The sequence below is a fragment of the uncultured Methanofollis sp. genome (assembly GCF_937919355.1).
GTDB lineage: Archaea > Halobacteriota > Methanomicrobia > Methanomicrobiales > Methanofollaceae > Methanofollis.
Genome location: NZ_CALFSA010000191.1, coordinates 1 through 16,661 on the forward strand (window position 1 = coordinate 1; position 16,661 = coordinate 16,661).

At 60.8% G+C, this 16,661-nt stretch carries 10 protein-coding genes; 1 reads left to right on the top strand and 9 read right to left on the bottom strand.

The features are described 5' to 3' along the window. The coding region (locus Q0520_RS09620; RefSeq protein ID WP_298669426.1) for an isocitrate/isopropylmalate family dehydrogenase at nt 1–356 on the top strand (356 nt) is incomplete at its 5' end. On the opposite strand, the gene Q0520_RS09625 is transcribed toward Q0520_RS09620, so the two are convergent. The 9 genes from Q0520_RS09625 to Q0520_RS09665 all read right to left on the bottom strand — a co-directional run. Beyond that, nucleotides 268–1,521, bottom strand: coding sequence for a PocR ligand-binding domain-containing protein (locus tag Q0520_RS09625; RefSeq protein WP_298669427.1), 1,254 nt, complete (start codon nt 1,519–1,521; stop codon nt 268–270). The genes Q0520_RS09620 and Q0520_RS09625 overlap by 89 nt on opposite strands. Before the next feature lie 156 nt (nt 1,522–1,677). Continuing rightward, on the bottom strand, nt 1,678–2,676 hold the full coding sequence (gene wtpA, locus Q0520_RS09630) for a tungstate ABC transporter substrate-binding protein WtpA (protein ID WP_298669429.1): 999 nt from the start codon (nt 2,674–2,676) through the stop codon (nt 1,678–1,680). Continuing rightward, the gene (locus Q0520_RS09635) at nt 2,673–3,227 is read right to left on the bottom strand and encodes a molybdopterin-dependent oxidoreductase (protein WP_298669431.1); all 555 of its coding nucleotides are present in this window, start codon (nt 3,225–3,227) and stop codon (nt 2,673–2,675) included. Before Q0520_RS09635 ends, wtpA begins: the two co-directional genes overlap by 4 nt. Beyond that, a complete protein-coding gene (locus Q0520_RS09640) occupies nt 3,224–4,054 on the bottom strand; it encodes an argininosuccinate synthase (protein WP_298669433.1) in 831 nt (276 codons plus the stop codon). The genes Q0520_RS09635 and Q0520_RS09640 overlap by 4 nt, the downstream gene beginning before the upstream one ends. Before the next feature lie 4 nt (nt 4,055–4,058). Further along, nucleotides 4,059–5,306 carry a metallophosphoesterase family protein gene (locus tag Q0520_RS09645; protein WP_298669435.1) on the bottom strand — a complete coding sequence of 416 codons (1,248 nt, stop codon included), beginning with the start codon at nt 5,304–5,306 and terminating at the stop codon, nt 4,059–4,061. Then, complete coding sequence (locus Q0520_RS09650; protein WP_298669437.1) at nt 5,303–8,326, bottom strand: PEGA domain-containing protein; 3,024 nt, start codon at nt 8,324–8,326, stop codon at nt 5,303–5,305. The genes Q0520_RS09645 and Q0520_RS09650 overlap by 4 nt, the downstream gene beginning before the upstream one ends. A gap of 9 nt (nt 8,327–8,335) precedes the next feature. Continuing rightward, nucleotides 8,336–9,118, bottom strand: coding sequence for an argininosuccinate synthase (locus tag Q0520_RS09655; protein ID WP_298669439.1), 783 nt, complete (start codon nt 9,116–9,118; stop codon nt 8,336–8,338). A gap of 55 nt (nt 9,119–9,173) precedes the next feature. Beyond that, a complete protein-coding gene (locus Q0520_RS09660) occupies nt 9,174–14,555 on the bottom strand; it encodes a PGF-pre-PGF domain-containing protein (protein ID WP_298669441.1) in 5,382 nt (1,793 codons plus the stop codon). A gap of 245 nt (nt 14,556–14,800) precedes the next feature. Continuing rightward, nucleotides 14,801–16,661: DUF3344 domain-containing protein (locus Q0520_RS09665; protein ID WP_298669443.1), on the bottom strand; the 1,861-nt coding region annotated here is incomplete at its 5' end.

Sequence of the window (16,661 nt, forward strand, 5' to 3'; positions counted from 1 at the left end):
TCGACGTCGTCGTCACGCCGAACATGTTCGGCGACATCATCACCGACCTCGGCGCGATGATCCAGGGCGGCCTCGGCCTCGCGCCCGGCGGGAACATCAACCCGAAGGGGACCTCGATGTTCGAACCCATCCATGGGTCTGCGCCGAAATACAGGGGCCTCGGCCTCGCAAACCCCATCGCCACCATCTGGGCCGGCGCCCTCCTCCTCGACCACCTCGGCGAGCACGATGCGGCCGAAGGGGTCGTGCGGGCGATCGAGGGGACGATCAGGGACGGTGTCGTGACCCGCGACCTCGGCGGCACGGCAGGGACAGCAGACGTCGGCGATCATATCGCAATGCTGGTCGGGGAGTGAACTCTTTTTCATCGTTGGGGGAGCCCAACCCCCAATCATTACCATAATGCTTCTGGAGAAAGTCGAGGACTGCCTCGGACTCAAGCCAGCGCTCGTCGAGATGGGTGACGATATCGTCGATCTCCCGTGCATGCCTGAGTATATCCTCAGAAAAAGAGTTGCCATTCATTCCGGCAAGGCCCACGATGGCGGTCAGGGGGTTTCTGATCCGGTCGTTGAGGACGGCGAGCTGGACGAAGTTCCGCTCGATCTGGGCAAACGCCTCCTCCCGCATCTCTTCAAGGCGTTTGCGTTCGGTCACGTCGAGGAGGGAGAGCACATAGCGGTCGCTTCCCGGGATCTTACCGGTATTCAGGACTGCGGAGACCTGCCTGCCGTCCACGCGGGTAAGGGTGATCTCATAACCGTTCGTCGAAAAAAGGGGATCACACGCGCGTTTTCCATGGATCTCCATGATCCTCTTCCTCTCCTCAGGGGAGATGAAGAGGGTCCAGGGGATCTCACCGAGCACGTCCGGATCGATCCCGATCATATTCCCGAACCCCTCATTCGCCCGCACGATCGAACCGTCGTCCCGGACGATCGCCATCGCGGTCCCGCAGTGCTCGAAGATCGCACGGTAGAGACCTTCGGAATGGTGAAGACGGGTTTCAGCCCGCTTTCTCTCCTCCATCTCCCGGACAAGCTGGAAACTATGGGTGATGCACATCGAGAGCATCCCCGTAAATGTGGAGACGAGAGGGAGAACACGGGACATTTTCTCCCGGGAGATGACAGGCACCCTCGCCGGCGAAGACCTGCCTCCCTCTTCGGGACAGGAAATCGGTCCGCCGAAGAAAAATGCCACGTTTCTGCCTTCAAGGTAGACAGGGGCGACGATCATGCTGAAACCACCCGGACACCTGACCATGACGGACTCTCCCCTCTTCAGGCCCTGCACCTCCCCCCTGTCAGAGCAGGAGAGGACAGAAACCCCCTGACAGAGGCGGCAGGACTCCGTGCAGAAACTCCGGCCACGTGTCGTGACCACCTGCACCCCGTCGAGGGCGATGATACAGGCAGGGACACCGGTGAGGCCGTGAAAGCCCTCCATCAACGTCTTCAGACTGCATATATCGGTGAAATCGGATATATTAATCCGTATTTCAGGTTTAATTAGGCCCATCGTCCTCCGATAGAGATATTATTTGAGTATATTGAATTTCAATACTATTAGTAAGGTTCGCTTTATATCGTTACATTAAAGAGAAGTGATTTATTTCTCGAAATTACAAAATACGGCCAAAATAGAAAAAGAGAGATTGAAATGTATGCCCTGCCCTCAGGCAGAGAGGGGCGCCGGCCATGCCTCATGCCCCTTCTCGAACTCCGTGACCATGGAGGCCATGAACTCGCGGGCAAGGGCGGGGTGGGGGGCGGAGTTCGGGACAGTCACCGCGTAGACGACCGGAGTCCCGACGCGGTCGCTCCCGATCGAGCCGAAACGCTGGAAGCCGAGGTTGACGGCGACAGTGCGGTACCTGTCCTGGTGCTCGGCAGACCCGAGGTCGATCTCGGGCGGCAGGGTGACGTACTGCAGACCGTGCTCCTCCGCCACACTCAGGTACTCGAAGGCATAGTCCACACCACCGCTCTCGACGAGGGAGAGGAGGAAGATGCTGCCGTCGCGTATCCTGACCTTCCCGGTCTCCTGCTTGAGCACCTCCGGAAGGGTGATGGACGTGACACCGTCCTTCTCCTCCACGGTCACGTTCGGCCTGAGGTGGTCGCCAAGGACGGCGTCGAAGATCCCGTCGTCCCCGTAGTGCCTCTCTGCAAGGGCCGTCACCATCAGCGCCCGATAACCTGCGGCGTCGAGCATCGGGTTCGATATCCCGACGACGACGTCTGGCCGCGACAGCACGTCATGCCAGTTCTCTGAGGTTATCTCGTCCGCATACCTGCTCTGGTTCGTGAACGCGATCACGACCCTGTTGGTGGCGAAGGGAGTGTACGAGTCGGTGTAGTTCCCCTCTCCGCCCTCGATTGGCCTGTACATCAGGTCGGGGATGAGTTCCTCGTCGGCGACGACCACCAGGTCGATGTCGCGGTGGAGGTCTGTCACCTGCCGGATACACTGGATGCTCCCGTGCGCCTCGACCTGCACGTCCACGCCCGGGTGGGACGCCTCGAACCCGGCCTCGATCTCTTCGAATGGGCCGACAAGACTGCCGGCGGGCACGACCTTCAGCACGGTCTTCTCGTCCCCGGTCCCGGTGCACCCTGCCGTGAGGAGGAGGAGGAAGCAGACAAGGACGAGGAGTACGAGCCCGTTTTTCATGGCGTCTTGACCTCGATCCGGTCGACCCACTTCACCCAGGTGCTCCCCTCGGTGACGACGCCCGGTTCTGCCGACCCGACGACGATCCGCAGGGGACCGCCGTCCTCATTCGTGATCGCCGTGCCATTGAACTCATAGGCGAGGACGACCGTGAGGTCGGGCGAGGGTATCTCCTTCAGGTCCTCGTTGAGGGTGATGAAGCCCTCGCCATGCACCTGCTCGTCGTCGAAGACCCAGAGGTAACCGTCAGGCGCCGAGATCCAGGCCTGCCCCCCTGCAGGGAAGCCGCCGACCTGATCTGCAAGATCGGTGAGGGGCACGCCCTTCACCGTGTACGGGCCGTACCTGATCCCGGTCGTGGAGACGGCGTAGCCGTGGCCCTCCCATGCCGGCAGGGCCCTGAGATCTTTCATGGAGAGCACCTTCTCGCCGTCGCCGACAAGGGTGAGGTTCCAGGCAGGGTCGTCCTGTGCGGTGGTGCCCGTGCACCCCGACGCCGCGAGGGCGCAGAGGAGGAGGCAGGCCGCCGCCACCCCGGAAAACGCCTTCATGGCGCCACCCTCCTCACGAAGAGGCAGAGGACAAGCGCCGTGAGAGTCGCAAAGAGGGGGGCAGGGCTCTGCGGCGCGGTCGTCACCGGCGCTGCACTCCCCTGCAGGGACTTCACCGGGGCGTTCTTCACGCCCTGGTAGCCGCCAGTATAGACGCGGATCTCATCGATCCACTTCACCGTGTAGCCCGAGGTCGAGGGGTAGAGGTCGTTGAAGAGGTGGATGGCTTCGGGCGGGAAACACTCGCGCATGTTCTGGTTGCCGAAGACGTGCTTCCCTTCGGGGTTGGTGGAGTTGTCGGCGAAGAAGACCAGGCGCATGCCCATATAGTAGTCTGGCGGGTACCCGACACCCTGCCTCTCGCCGACGGCGACCTCCTCGCCGTTGTACCAGCAGAGGCCCATCGGCCCCTGCCCGGGTTCTGGCGTGCAGACATTCGCGTAGTCGAACTCGACATGGTATCCGTCAGAGGCGTGGATCATCACCTCGTCGCCGGGTCCCACCCCACCGACAAGGTCGCAGAGATCACTGACTGCCGTGCCCTTCACCGCCCCGCGGTCCTTGAAGTTCGTGGTCTCGTTCCTGTCCCACTGGGCCTCCTTGTCCTCGGAGAAGACCGGGCCCTGGTGGTAATAGTGGGTCGCACCGTCGCCGAGGACAGGGAGGTTCGCCTCCATCCACCCGTAGTCGACGGTCGTCTCGTTGAGCACCGTGGTGCCGTCGTCTGCAAACTTTACAAGGTGCACCGAGGTCGTCGGTGCGGCCTGCACCCCTGAGACACAGATGCAGAGGAGCAGGAGCAGAAATACGCATTTCATCGATTTCATACGATCATCTTTCTTTTCTCAGCCACAGGGCGGCCATGCCGGCCGCCGCACATGCACAGAAGGGAGAGAGAGGCGCCTGTGCGGCGTCCCTCCCTTCAGCCTCCGGGGCTATCTCAACCGTCTCGAAAGTGCTGTTCGGGGGATAGAGGGCCACGACCTCCCTGTTATCCTCAGAGATCCTGGCGACAGGCACCGTGACGACCGTCACCTTCTCTCCGTCCACCCTGACCCGCAGGTACGCGAGGGTGTGGTCAAGGCCATTTTCAAAACCCGGCGCCTTTTTTTCGGCAAGAGGGAAGAGTTCCTCGCCGCCGCACGGGACCACGAAGTACTGCGTCCCGTTGACTTCATATCGTTCATAGGCATGGACATGCCCGTTGAAGACCGCCGTTACGTTGTAGCGGTCGAAGAGGGGCGCCCACTCCCTCTGCAGGACGCGGTCGCCGCCCCAGTGACGTTCATTGGACGAGTAGACGGGGTGGTGGAAGGCGACGAAGGTCGGGCCGCCCGGCGACCGGGCGAGGTCGGCCTCCAACCATGCGGTCTCCGTGTCGATCCGTCCCTTCGCCCAGTCGTTCGAGTCCAGGACGACGACATGGGCGTCGCCCCAGTCGAAGTAGTACCACTCCGGGACGCCGAAGGCGTCATAGTACGGCGTCCTGTTCCCCTCGTGGTTACCGAGGGCGGGCACCAGGGTGGTGTTCGAGAGCATACCCTTCGCCGCCGCGAAGTACTCGTCCCATTCGGCGAGGTCGTTCCCGAAAGTGACGAAGTCGCCGCAGTGGATGACAAAGGAGAGGTTTTCTTCCTCCGCAATCCTGTCGGCAACGAGCCTGTGCCTCTCCCTCTGGGAGAAGAGGGGGACCTGCCCCCTCGTGTCGCTGTACACCGCAAAGGTGAAAGGCCCGGAACCGGCGGTCATGAACCGGCAGTCCGGACTCGTCACATCGCCGGTGCTGACGGCATAGCGATACGTTGTCCCGGGCGTGAGGTCTGTCAGCCGCACATGGTGGAGGGCCGCAGTCGAGGGTTCGGCAACGGTGTGCACATACTCCCCGGCCGTCTCGAACTCGTCGGCCGTTGCATAGGAGACATTCCCGGTGGACGGCCCTGCGGTCTTCCAGGAGACGACGGCCGTCGTCCCGTCTGTGCCGGTGACATACGGCCCCCAGAGGAAGGTGACATTCCCGGCAGCAACAGTTGAGGGAATAATCAGGAGAAGGAAGAGGAGGGAGAGTCCCGCACCTCTCATTTCCTCAACCTGACCTCGCACGTTGTCACCTCGTCAGGTCTGACCATCACGTCATCGACTGTCCGCGAGTCGGAACGGCCGACGACCTTGACGGAGTACCTGCCGATGTCCATGCCGGTGAAGAGGTGGGGCGTCACCTCCCCGGTGTTCTGGCCGTAGAGATAGATCTTCGCTCCATCGATGGTGCTGTTCACGTACAGCGAACCGCCGGCATAGGACGAAAGCATGAACTTCACGTCCACTTCATCGCTCCCCTTCGGGACGAGGACCACATCCTCCTTCGGGAGGTAGCCCGGTTTAGCGAGCATGACCCTGTGGCGCCCGGGAGAGACTTTCTCAACGACGTACGGGGTCGCATGCCCGGTGTCAAAGCCGTCCACGAAAATCTCGGCGCCCTGCGGGGTAGAGTCCACCCTGAGGGCGGTCAGTCCTCCGGTCTCCGGCCGGAGCGTCAGAGTGCTCCCGTCTTCGACAAAGTCCGAGATGGGGAGGGAGATATAGGAACTGTTCCTGCTGAATGACACGAATGAGTTCAGCCCGCCGAATTTTATCTTCGCAGGCATCTTCTTCCCGGTATAGTAGCCGTTGACAGAACAGGGTTCGCCCTTGTAGCCCGGGACCTCGACGGTAAGGGTCTTTTGCATCACATGCTCGTTCCGGTCGAAGCGCACGGGGACGACCACGCCCGGAGAGACCCAGACCTCCTTCGTGTCGATTTCATAGGAGGCCTTCGCCTTCTTCACCTTCACGCGGTGGAGACCTTCTCTGAGGCCGTTGACCACCTGGGGGGTCTTTGCATCGATCATCTTGTTGTCGATATAGATGTCTGCCCCGTCGTCGCTCGCCTCGACAGAGATCCCGCCGGAGCGGGAGTCCATACCCTGGACTGCGGCGAGGGTGATGCAGAGGGGGTCGACATCGAGGTTCGAGTTGCGGGGTTCGAGAGAGACGGCAACGTCGGTATCTTCTTTGAGGTTGAAGGAGGTCTCGTGGGGGCGGTAGTTCTCCAGTTCTATCCTGAGGGTGTGGTCTCCTGCCGGGACGAGAGGGAGAGATGCCGGGGTGATCAGGCCGGTGTAGTCACCGTCCAGGAAGACCTGCGCACCTGCGGGGTGGGTGATGACGGTGACCGTGGCGTGAGTCGCTGAAGGCGTCATCTGAGGAGCGGGTGTCGTGGTCGGGACGTCCGAGATATCTTCTATCCCGGCAGGCGCCGGAGTTTTTTCATCCCCTCCGATACCGAACCACCCGGTGATCATCGCCCATATCCCGGAGAAGAAACCTTCAGAGGTCTCTGTCTCGGTCGGTTGCACAGATGTCTCTGCTGTCACGGGAACGGTGGTGACTTCAAGAGTTGTGACCGTCTCTGTCGGCGGCACTGTCGCGGTCGTGACCGGTATGGCCGGAGCAGGCATTCTGGTCGCTGTAAGGAGGACGATCCTGTTCTCCATGTAGTCGCCGGGATCGCCGGTCGGGATGCTGGCGATCTCGACCGTATTCCCCGCATCCCGGAGATAGGGGGTTACATCGACACGGCCGATGCTGACGGCGTCCTCACCGCCGGAGAGGAGGTTGGTCCACTCTCCGTCATTGAGGACGACGCGGTTGGTGAAGGTGTCATTCCCGGCCGCACCGGTGCTGACGATACAGAGACCGCCGACTGTCCGGTCGTCCCTCCCGACAGGGTCGGGGAAGTCGGCGGCGGTGCAGGCGTCGTCCTCGGTGATCCCCCACTCCGGGTCGGCCTGGATGATGTCGGCGCCCTCGGTGATCCACCAGGAGGTGCGGTTGCCCGAGGTATCGGGGACAGGGGCGACGAGGACGCCACCAGACAGGGTGAGCGAACTCTCATCCTCTCCTGCATTCCTGACATGGAGAGTATGGTTCGAAGGCGGGAGTGTCTTAATGGGATAATACCAGGTCTCGACTGCCGGACTGCGTCCCTCCGCATCGTCGGCATAATACGCATCGGCCCTGAGGTCCGTGTTCCCCAGGGAGACTTCAAGGTCGGCACCGTCTTCAGACGGACTGCCCGTGTTGTTTGTCCCGAAGAGGTAGAGGCGCACACCGGAGGTCTTCCCGATGCCGGTCGTGTTCAGGAAGAGAGTGCAGGAATCACCGCTCTCCAGGGTGCAGGAACCTCCGTCAGAGGGGATGACCCGCACCGTGCCGTTCACGGTGCCGCTGTCGGCGACCGTGAGGTCAGAACCCTTGAATCCGTGGGGCCTGCTCACGCTGCTGCCGGAACCGTCCGAACCACCTGAACCGCCCTGGGAGGGGGAAAGCTGGCTGTGGATGATGATCTGGTTGACCGTCTGGACCGAGTTGCCGCTTGCAGAGGGGTACTGGCCATCGTAGTAGTACCAGTACTCTTCATCCCACGACTCGTGCATGTCCCAGTTGCCCCAGACATGCACCCCCTGCTCATTCGTTTCAGGGGTAAGGAAGTAGAGGCGCATGCCTTTGTCGAATCCTTTGTCGACATATCCGGTGTCCCCTTCAGGCCCGGTGTCCTTGCCATGGTACCAGGCGATCACCATCGGCCCCTGCCTGGGGTTGGGGGTGAGGATATACTCTGCCGGCCAGGTCTTTTTCATGCCGTCCGAGGCCTTGACCGTCACCATATCCCCTTCATCCGCACCGCCGACGAGGTTGCAGAGGTCCTTCACGTCGGTGCCCATGAACTCCCCGTGGTCCTTGTACTCGAGGTTGACGTCCTCGGTCGGGTTCCAGGGATCATAATCCTCGCCGGGGTGGACTTTCTCCCATGCCCCTTCAAAGATCGGCCCCTGGTTGTAGTAGACAGTCTCGCCGTCCCCGCACACGGGGAGGTTATCTTTCATCCACTGCCAGGTGACCGTTTTTTCGGCGAGGACGGTCGTGTCGTCAGAGGCGAGTTTTGTGACGGTGATCTCGGTCGTTGCGGCCGACACCGGCACTGCGGCCAACGTCACCATGAAGAGGAGAACGGCAAGGAGAAGGAGGGACTTTTTTCCCATGTCATATGCTGTCGGAGTCATGGCAGGGCCTCATCTCCTGAGGGCGCAGACGGCGCCGAGGGCGGCGAGGACCACGGCAATCCCGAGGGGTGCCTGTGTTGCCGCTGGAGTTTCCTCTCCTGTCGTCCCGGTATGCGTATAGATCTCAAGGTCGCTCACCTGCTTGACCGAGAGGCCGCTCGTCGACGGCCATTCCCCGTTGAAGAAGTGCCATTCATCCTCGGGCATGGTCTCCTTCATGTCGGTGTCACCAAAGACATGCCAGCCCCACGGGTTTGTCGAGGTGTCGGCAAAGAAGATCAGGCGCATGCCGTCATAGTAATCAGGGACATAGCCCGACCCCTGCGGGTCGCCGGTTACGGAGTCCTCGCCGACATACCAGGCAAGGCCCATCGTCGCTTTCTTCGGGTCTCCGGCATAGACGGTTGCATGGGAGAAGTTCTTGTAGAACCCGTCTTCTGCCTTCACCCGGAGGGTGTCGCCGGGCGCCATGCCCCCGACAAGGCCGCAGAGGTCCCTGACGGCCGTGCCCTTCACGGCGCCATAGTCCCTGCTCTCGACATTCTGGTACTCTGCAGGGTCCCAGAGGTCTGACTCGTTGAAGGTCGGGCCCTGGTGGTAGTAGTGCGTCGCCCCGTCGCCGAGGACGGGGAGGTTCGCCTCCATCCAGGTGTAGTCCACTGTCGTTTCGTTGAGGGCGGTCGCACCGTCAGGGGCATACCTGACGATATGGACCTCGGTCGTTGCCGCCGCCGGCAGGACAAGAAGGCAGACGGCGATAAGGACGACCGGCACAATTTTATGGCTATTCATATTTTCCACCACACATGATGACTTGCCTTTCTCCGGGCATAAAAAAGAGAGGATTTTATTTTCTCCTGAGGAGGAGAAGAGCGCCGAGGGCGATGACGGGCAGGGCCCAGGAGACCGGCGACTTCTGTGGGGTCGTGGGAGTGGGTGTCGCCGCCGTCGTCTCATTGACTGCCGGTGTCGGGGTCGTGACCTCTCCCACCGGCGCCTCCACATCGTCCGGGGTCACTGCCTCACCTTTCTCCGCCGTGATGGCAAAGAAGGAGAAGCCCGGGGACTCGGCCGAATAATATGCCTTTCCGTCCTTCTCCTCGACGAAGGTCGTGTCCAGACTGTTCCACCGGTCGTTCGCGTACCGCAGGAGAGTCACGTCGCCGGCTGAAACGCCTCTAGCCTTCAGCCAGTCGGCGTCAACGGCAAACTCGATGGTGACCCCATCGATCGCCGACGGGTCGGTCTTGTAAAGGGTGATCTCCTCGATCTCGTAGACCTCGCCCTCAGGTGCCGGGACGTCCTTCGGGAGTTTCGCCGCCCGCACCGTGAAGAGGAAGTGGTCGATCTGGTCATAGGCGCGGACCGTGATTGTCGAGAACGCCGTCCGGCTCACGGAGAAGGACTTCGTCTCCCCTGCCGGGATGGACCCTGAAACGGCCGAGATTTCAGATGCACCTCCACCTGAGGAGGAGGGGGAGTACGACGGAGATACAGGTTCCGGTTTCGTGCCGCCGACCGCGAAGTACGAGAAGCCCGGCGTCGTCGCCGCGAAGTACGCGGAACCGCCGCGGCTCTCAAGGTAGGTCGTCGGGAGTTGCTGCCAGGCACCGTCGTGGTACCGCATGAGTCTCACGTCCTTTGCCGCGATCCCCTGCTCAGAGAGCCAGGAGAGCGGGACGGAGAAGGTGATCCTGGCCTCGTCGATGCCGTCCTGGGACTGGGGGTACAGGACATGGACGAGCTGGTAGACCTGATACTCAGGTTTCGGGACGTCCTGCGGGAGGGTGTCTACTGCAGAGACCGCAAACTCACCGCCGTTGATGTCGCTCTTCGCCTTCAGGGTAAGGTTCGAGAAGGCGCAGTTTTCGACGGTAAAGTTCTTCTTGGTGCCTGCCGGGATGGTGCCGATCTCCTGGACGGCATCGCCCATGCCGGGCGGGATGAAGGCGATACGGACAACGCCCTTCGTCGATGCGCCGACGGCGTCTCCGACAAGTCTGAGCGGCCAGCTTTTGTCTGCGGGCTGGATGTGCCTGCCGTCGAGGGAGTTGGCGAGGATGTAGTTGGTGTCGTCAGACCGGCTCAGGTCCTTCGAGTCGATGGTTGTCTCGGAACCGTCTGAGGCGACGATGTGGATGGTGTAACCCTCGGCCGCCATCTCGTCGTTGAAGGCCCGGCCGGTGTGCTCGTTGTCGTCGTCAACCCAGCCGACAACACGCCAGAGGGGCATGCCCTGCCAGACACGGCCCTTGTCGTCCTTATACTCGGCACGGTGGGTCTTTTCGCATGCGACACCTTCCTCGAAGTAGTGCTTGCTCATCGAGGTGGAGATGGTGCCTTCAAGGGAGAGGGTCCAGTCCTTCTCGGTCTGGTAGATCTTGATGGTGGCGACGTTCCGTGCAGATAGGCCGCCTGCAGATGGGTACTTTATGCCACTATCATAGTAGAAGTGGTGGTACTGCGGGGCAAAGGAGACCCTCATGTCCTCATTGCCGAAGACTTTGTCGGGGGTGATGAAGAACAGCCTGTAGCCGTCGCCATAGTCAGGCACATAGCCGTCGCCCTTCATGTACCATGCAAGGACTGCGGTGCCCTGCCGGTCAAGAGGGGCATAGACGTTGGTGTAGTTCATCTTGGTCTGGTAGCCGTCGCCCGCCTCAAGGGTGATCTCGGTGCCGGGTTCCATACCGCCGACGAGGTCGCAGAGGTCCCTGACAGACGTACCCTTCACGGCACCGTAGACCTTGCCGGGGTCGACGTTCTTGTTCTGCTCGGGGTTCCAGAGGTCGGCCGGGTCGAAGGTCGGGCCCTGGAAGCGGTAGACAGTCTCGCCGTCGCCATAGACCTTGAGGTTCTCCTGCATCCAGGTGTAGTTGAGGGTCTTCTCGGCGACGATGGTCGTGCCGTCCGCGCCGTACTTGATGATATGGAGGTCGGGGATCTGGGTCGGTTTCTGGAACTCGGTCAGTTCGATCTTGGCGATACTGCCGACGCTGTTGCTGCCGGAGACGGCAGGACCGACAAGCCGCAGGGGCCAGGGTGCTTTATCCCCGTCCTTCGGGAGAGCGGTGCCGTTGAGAGTGTTTGCAATGATATACCCGTTGTTCCGGGCGATGTCCTTGCTGGAGAACTCCTTGGAGTAGCCGTCCCCGGCTGTGACGATCACCTTATAGCCGGCCGTCGCCGCACCGTCGTTGAAGCCGTTCGATCCATGGGGGATACGGTCGTCGACCCAGCCGCAGAGGTCCCAGAGCGGGAGGCCGGACCAGCGTTCACCGGTCTCCGGATTGGTCCAGGTAGCCGTGTGATGCGAACAGGCGACCGCCTGCTCGAAGAATTCCTCGGTGGCGGTGTAGTCGATCTTCCCCTTCAGGTCGAGGTTCCAGGAGCCTTCGGGCGCCGGGCCGGGGATGAGGTCGACGAGGTCGATCTCGGCGACGGCCTTCACACTCTTGGGCACACCGTCGCCGACGAGTTTGAGCGGATATGATTTGTCAGTCTCCGGGATCGGTTGGCCGTTCATCAGGTTTGCAAGGATGTACCCGTGGCTCCGGGCAACCTGCACACTGCCGTACGTCTGCGACCATCCATCAGATGCGATGACTTTGATGGTATAGTTCTGTGCCGCACGGGTGTCGTCGAAGGTCCAGTGATCGGTAGTCTCGATATTGTCGGAGACACCGACGAGATACCAGAGAGGTACGCCGGTCCAGACGACACCGTTGTTGTCGGTGTATTTCACGCTGCTATGGCATGCCGCTGCCTCCTCGAACTCGGCCTGGGTGATGGTGTCGTTGATGGCACCGCAGACTTTCAGGGTCCAGCCCTGATCAGGTTCTGGGAGGCCGACAAGTTCGATGGAGGCGATGGCACCGACAAGTTGTCCGGCGTCGGCTTCGGAGCCCTTGATCTGGAGAGGCCAGCAGGGCTTCTTCTTATCACCGATAGTTTCGGGGAGGGCCTCACCATTGAGGGTGTTCGCAACGATGAAACCATCGCTCCGGGCCATATCGGTACTCGGGATGTTGATCGAGTAGCCGTCCTTCGAAGTGACCTTCACCGAGTAGCCTTTGGTTGCAAGGGCGTCGTTGAAGGTGTAGTGGCCACCGGTCTCCTCGTCGTCGACCATGGCGACGAGCATCCAGAGGGGCATGCCGGCCCAGACGTCACCGGTCTTTGTGTCGGTCCAGGTCGCTTTGTGGCTGGACTGGCAGGCGAGAGACTTTTCGAAGTCGGCCTTCGTGAAGGTCTGTGTCGTCTTGCCCTTCAGGGAGAGAGTCCAGTCGCCGGGTGCAGCCGCCGCCTTTACGGAGATAAACACAGCGGCTTCAGCGTTCTCCGGAGTTGCCCCATCTTTCGGACCGTAATAGAAGTTCACCTTGTCGCCGTCGACGAGGGGACGCCTGTTCAGGCCGTCCGTGGTCGGCTTGCCATAATCATTGAGGGCAACGCCGTTCACATAGCAGGCCCAGCTCTTCTGGCCCTTGATGAAGGGGTAGGAGTCGACGTCATTGAGCATCAGGATGCCAGATTCGACCCACTTCTTGTCGGTGACTTTATAGATGAAACTCTCAGCCTTTGCAACGGTGTCGAGAGCGCCAAGAGGGGTAAGACTCTTGATGCTGTAGTCTGCACCGCTGCTTGCAGTTACGGTGACATTACCCTCACCGAGCGTGACGTCACCGCTGTAGATGATGTCAGCATTCGTGAGGCGTGCCGTGATAAGAACTGCCGCTTCAGTGTTCTCCGGAGTGGTCCCATCTTTCGGGCCGTAATAGAAGTTCACCCTGTCGCCGTCGACGAGGACACGTTTGTTCAGGCCGTCCGTGGTCGGCTTGCCATAATCATTGAGGGCAACGCCATTCACGTAGCAGGACCAGCTCTTCTGGCTCTTGACGAATGGGTAGGAGTCAACGTCATCGAGCATCAGGATGCCAGATTCGACCCACTTCTTGTCGGTGACTGCATAGGTGAAGCCTTCAGCCTTTGCAATGGTGTGCAGGGCACCAAGTGGGGTCCGGTACGGGATCTGATAGGAAGAACCCTGGCTTGAAGTCACAGTGGCTTCCCCTTTGGGGAGGAAAACATCTCCATCATAGAGGAGATCCGCACCTGTAGGCGCTGCCGTCACCGTCACATCCGCGGTACCCTCGACGGTGCCGTTTGTTGCGGTGACAGTCGTCGTGCCCGCGGCGTGTGCAGTGAAGTAGCCGGTCTCGTTCACGGTCCCGACGGTTTCATTGCTGCTCGACCACTCGAAGGTGACATCGGTCATCGGCCGATCATTCTGGTCGAGGGCGGCGGCGGTGAACTGCTGGTTCTCGTTCACCTTCAGGTCGGCGACAGCGGGAGTAACATTGATCGAGGTCAGCACGGGGGGGATGCCAACGACAGAATACGCACTTGTACCTGGAGCGGTTCCCCCGGCAGCATTCACATTATTGGTCCAGGAGATGCCCTGTGCCTGGTTGGCGGCAAGGCACCAGCCGTAGGCATTGAAGGCGGCGAAGGTCTCAAGGTTCTCGAAGGAATACTCGACCTTCACCGCACCTTGACCTTCATCGGAAAGCCCGGCGAAATTCGCTGATTTCAGGTTCCCGGCATTGAGATCAATGAACATGAGACTGAAGGTGTTGTTGGTGTCGCCCATGTCCTGACCTTCGTACAGCGGGAGGCCAGGCGGCAGATAAGGTTCTACCTTGCCGGGGCCGGGCTTCCACATCTGCGGTCCGTAGATGAAATCTTCCTTCGTGAAGGTTTCGTCCACCGCACCTTCAACATAGGTGTAGTTAGTGGGGGCTTGGTTTTTGACTGAAGAGGGGATCCAAGTGTACCCGCTCGACTTGATGTGGACGGCAAAGTCATCGGGAATCGTCCCATTCACGGCAAGCAGAAGGACGATGGTATCGTCAAAGCCGCGGCCGCCGGTGTTCGAGACATAGAAGGTGCCGGACTGGTCTTTGCTCGTCGTCACCTGACCGGAGGGCAATGCTGCATCTGCAGTGATATGAAGTTCGTTCAGGCCACCGCCATCGGCCTTGATGTAGTAGGTGCCGTTGTTCCCTGTTCCATACACGCCGCCATCGAGGTCGTACTTCACGCCATCCGTATTGGAGACATTGATGAAGATGTGGCGTGTCTGTTCCAGCGGTTCAGCCACCGCCGGGGCGATACAGAAAGCCGAAAGCAGGAGGAGAAGGAGGACCAACCCCCATTTCCACTGCATGCGGCCTAAATCATTCGTACATATTGTCATGTTCCTCAGTCCTCAGACTTTCATTTCCAGAATTCCCGTGGGGAACGGGAGAGTTAAACAAACTTTTTTAACATTTTGTGGATATTCAGGGCTATTTTTTGCAAGACAACGATATTAATGTTCTGAATTACCAGAAGAGTTAATCACATGCAATTAACCACGACGCGGAGGGCCGAAGAGAACCCTACGAAAAAAGGAGTTTGAAGAGTATCCCGTCAGTGACGCCGGAGAAGCATGAGGAGGGAGAGAGACGCCACCGCGGGGAACCAGCCACCCGGCGACTGCTGCGGCGCGGTCTTTACAGGTGCTGCCGTCGTCTCCGAAACAGGTGCGTCATTTCCAGCCTTCCCGCCGATCACAAAGAGCGAGAGCCTCTCAGCCTGTGCCGTGAACTCGACCACCCCGTCCTTCTCCTCTCCGGCAACAGTCGGGAGTGCCTGCCATTCTCCACCGACCCGGCACATCAGCGCGACGTCCTCCGCCGCAAGGCCGTGGTCGGCGATCCACGCAGAGGAGACGTGGAAGGTGAGGGCAAGAGACGCGGGTTCGGCCTTCGCACCCTCAAGCCTGACCTTCAGGTAGCGGTAGACCTCGCCCTCGGGCGGTGCGCCGCCTCCGGCAGTCTCCGCGTCCTCCACCACCGCCAGGAAGGGCGCCCGCTGTTCTGGGATGGTCACCGAGACAGAGGAGACCACCGGGTTGTCGATGATGAAGGCCTTCTTCATCATGGTGACCGACCCGGACTCTGCACCGGCGTCGGCGCTGACAGGCGTGCCGCGGGTTGTGACAAGGACGGCAAGGCGGTTCACCAGGACACCACCGTCGTCGGCATTCTTCTGCGCCCCGACGGTGACGGTGTTCTCGCGGGGGAGGAGGGCGCGTGCGGCGTCAAGGTCTGCCAGGAACACAGAACCATTCCGGCCGAAGGCACCGGGCCATTCCCGGTCGTTGAGGCCGACCCTGCCACCGCCGTTGGCCCATGCCTGCGGCCCGGTGCCGACGACGTACAGCCTCGCCGTCCCGACGCAGTCGAGGTCGAGACGCTCATCGAAGACAGTCCTCGTCACGGCGTCCTCTTCATAGACTCCTTCATCATCGTCGATGGCGACGGCGTCGCACCCTTCGGCGACCTGCCAGAGGACCTCGGGGAGGGCCGGGTCCTCGCGCACGACAAGGAGGACGCCGCCGTCGAGAGTGCAGAGAGCACCCGGCGTGCCCGTATTCCTGACCTCGATGGAGAGTGCACCTTCAGGCAGACTCTCCATGTCGAAGGCATAGGTGGCGGCGACAGGTGCGTCACGCCCACCTTCGTGGTCTGTGGCCGTGCGGTCGGGAGAAACCGCACGCCCATCGAGGGCGAATGTCAGGGCAGGGTCAATCCCACTCTCATCCTGTTTCGATCCGTTGACGAAGATGTAGAAGGTCGCTTTTTTCACGGTTCCCGTACCTGCCGGAGGAGCGAGGGACAGTGTCGCACTCCCTCCCCCGTCGAGGAGGACAGGGGCGCCGCCGGTCGGCACGAGGGCCACATGGCCGTTCACCTCCCCGCTCTCCTGTTCGGTGAACTCAGACCCCGATAAACCGGAAGAGGCATCGGCACCTGAACTCTCACCACTGCCAGGCGCAACGTCCCCTCCCTGCGGCGCCGTCCCGATGACGGCGTAACCGCTCGAACCTTCACCGACCATTCTATTGGTCCAGGAAATGCCCTGGCCCTGATTGGACTGGTTGCACCAGCCATAAGAATTGAAGGCCGCAAAGGTTCCGAGGTTCTCGAACTCATACTCGATCTTCACGGCACCCAGGTCCTTCAGGCCATCGATCTGGGAGTTCTTGCCAATATTACCGGTATTGAGATCGATATAGACGGTATGGAAGGGATTCGAGCCATCGGAGACGTCCTGGCCATAGTATATGGGATATGCCCCGGGTAGATTGTCCCCGGCGGGTTTCCAGGTCTGCGGCCGGTACTTGAAGTCGTCCTTCGTGATCGTCCCCTCATAGGCACCATCGACGTACTCGATCTGATCCGCTGTGGGCGGCATATTCAACACCGGCGTAGGCGTCCACCTGTAT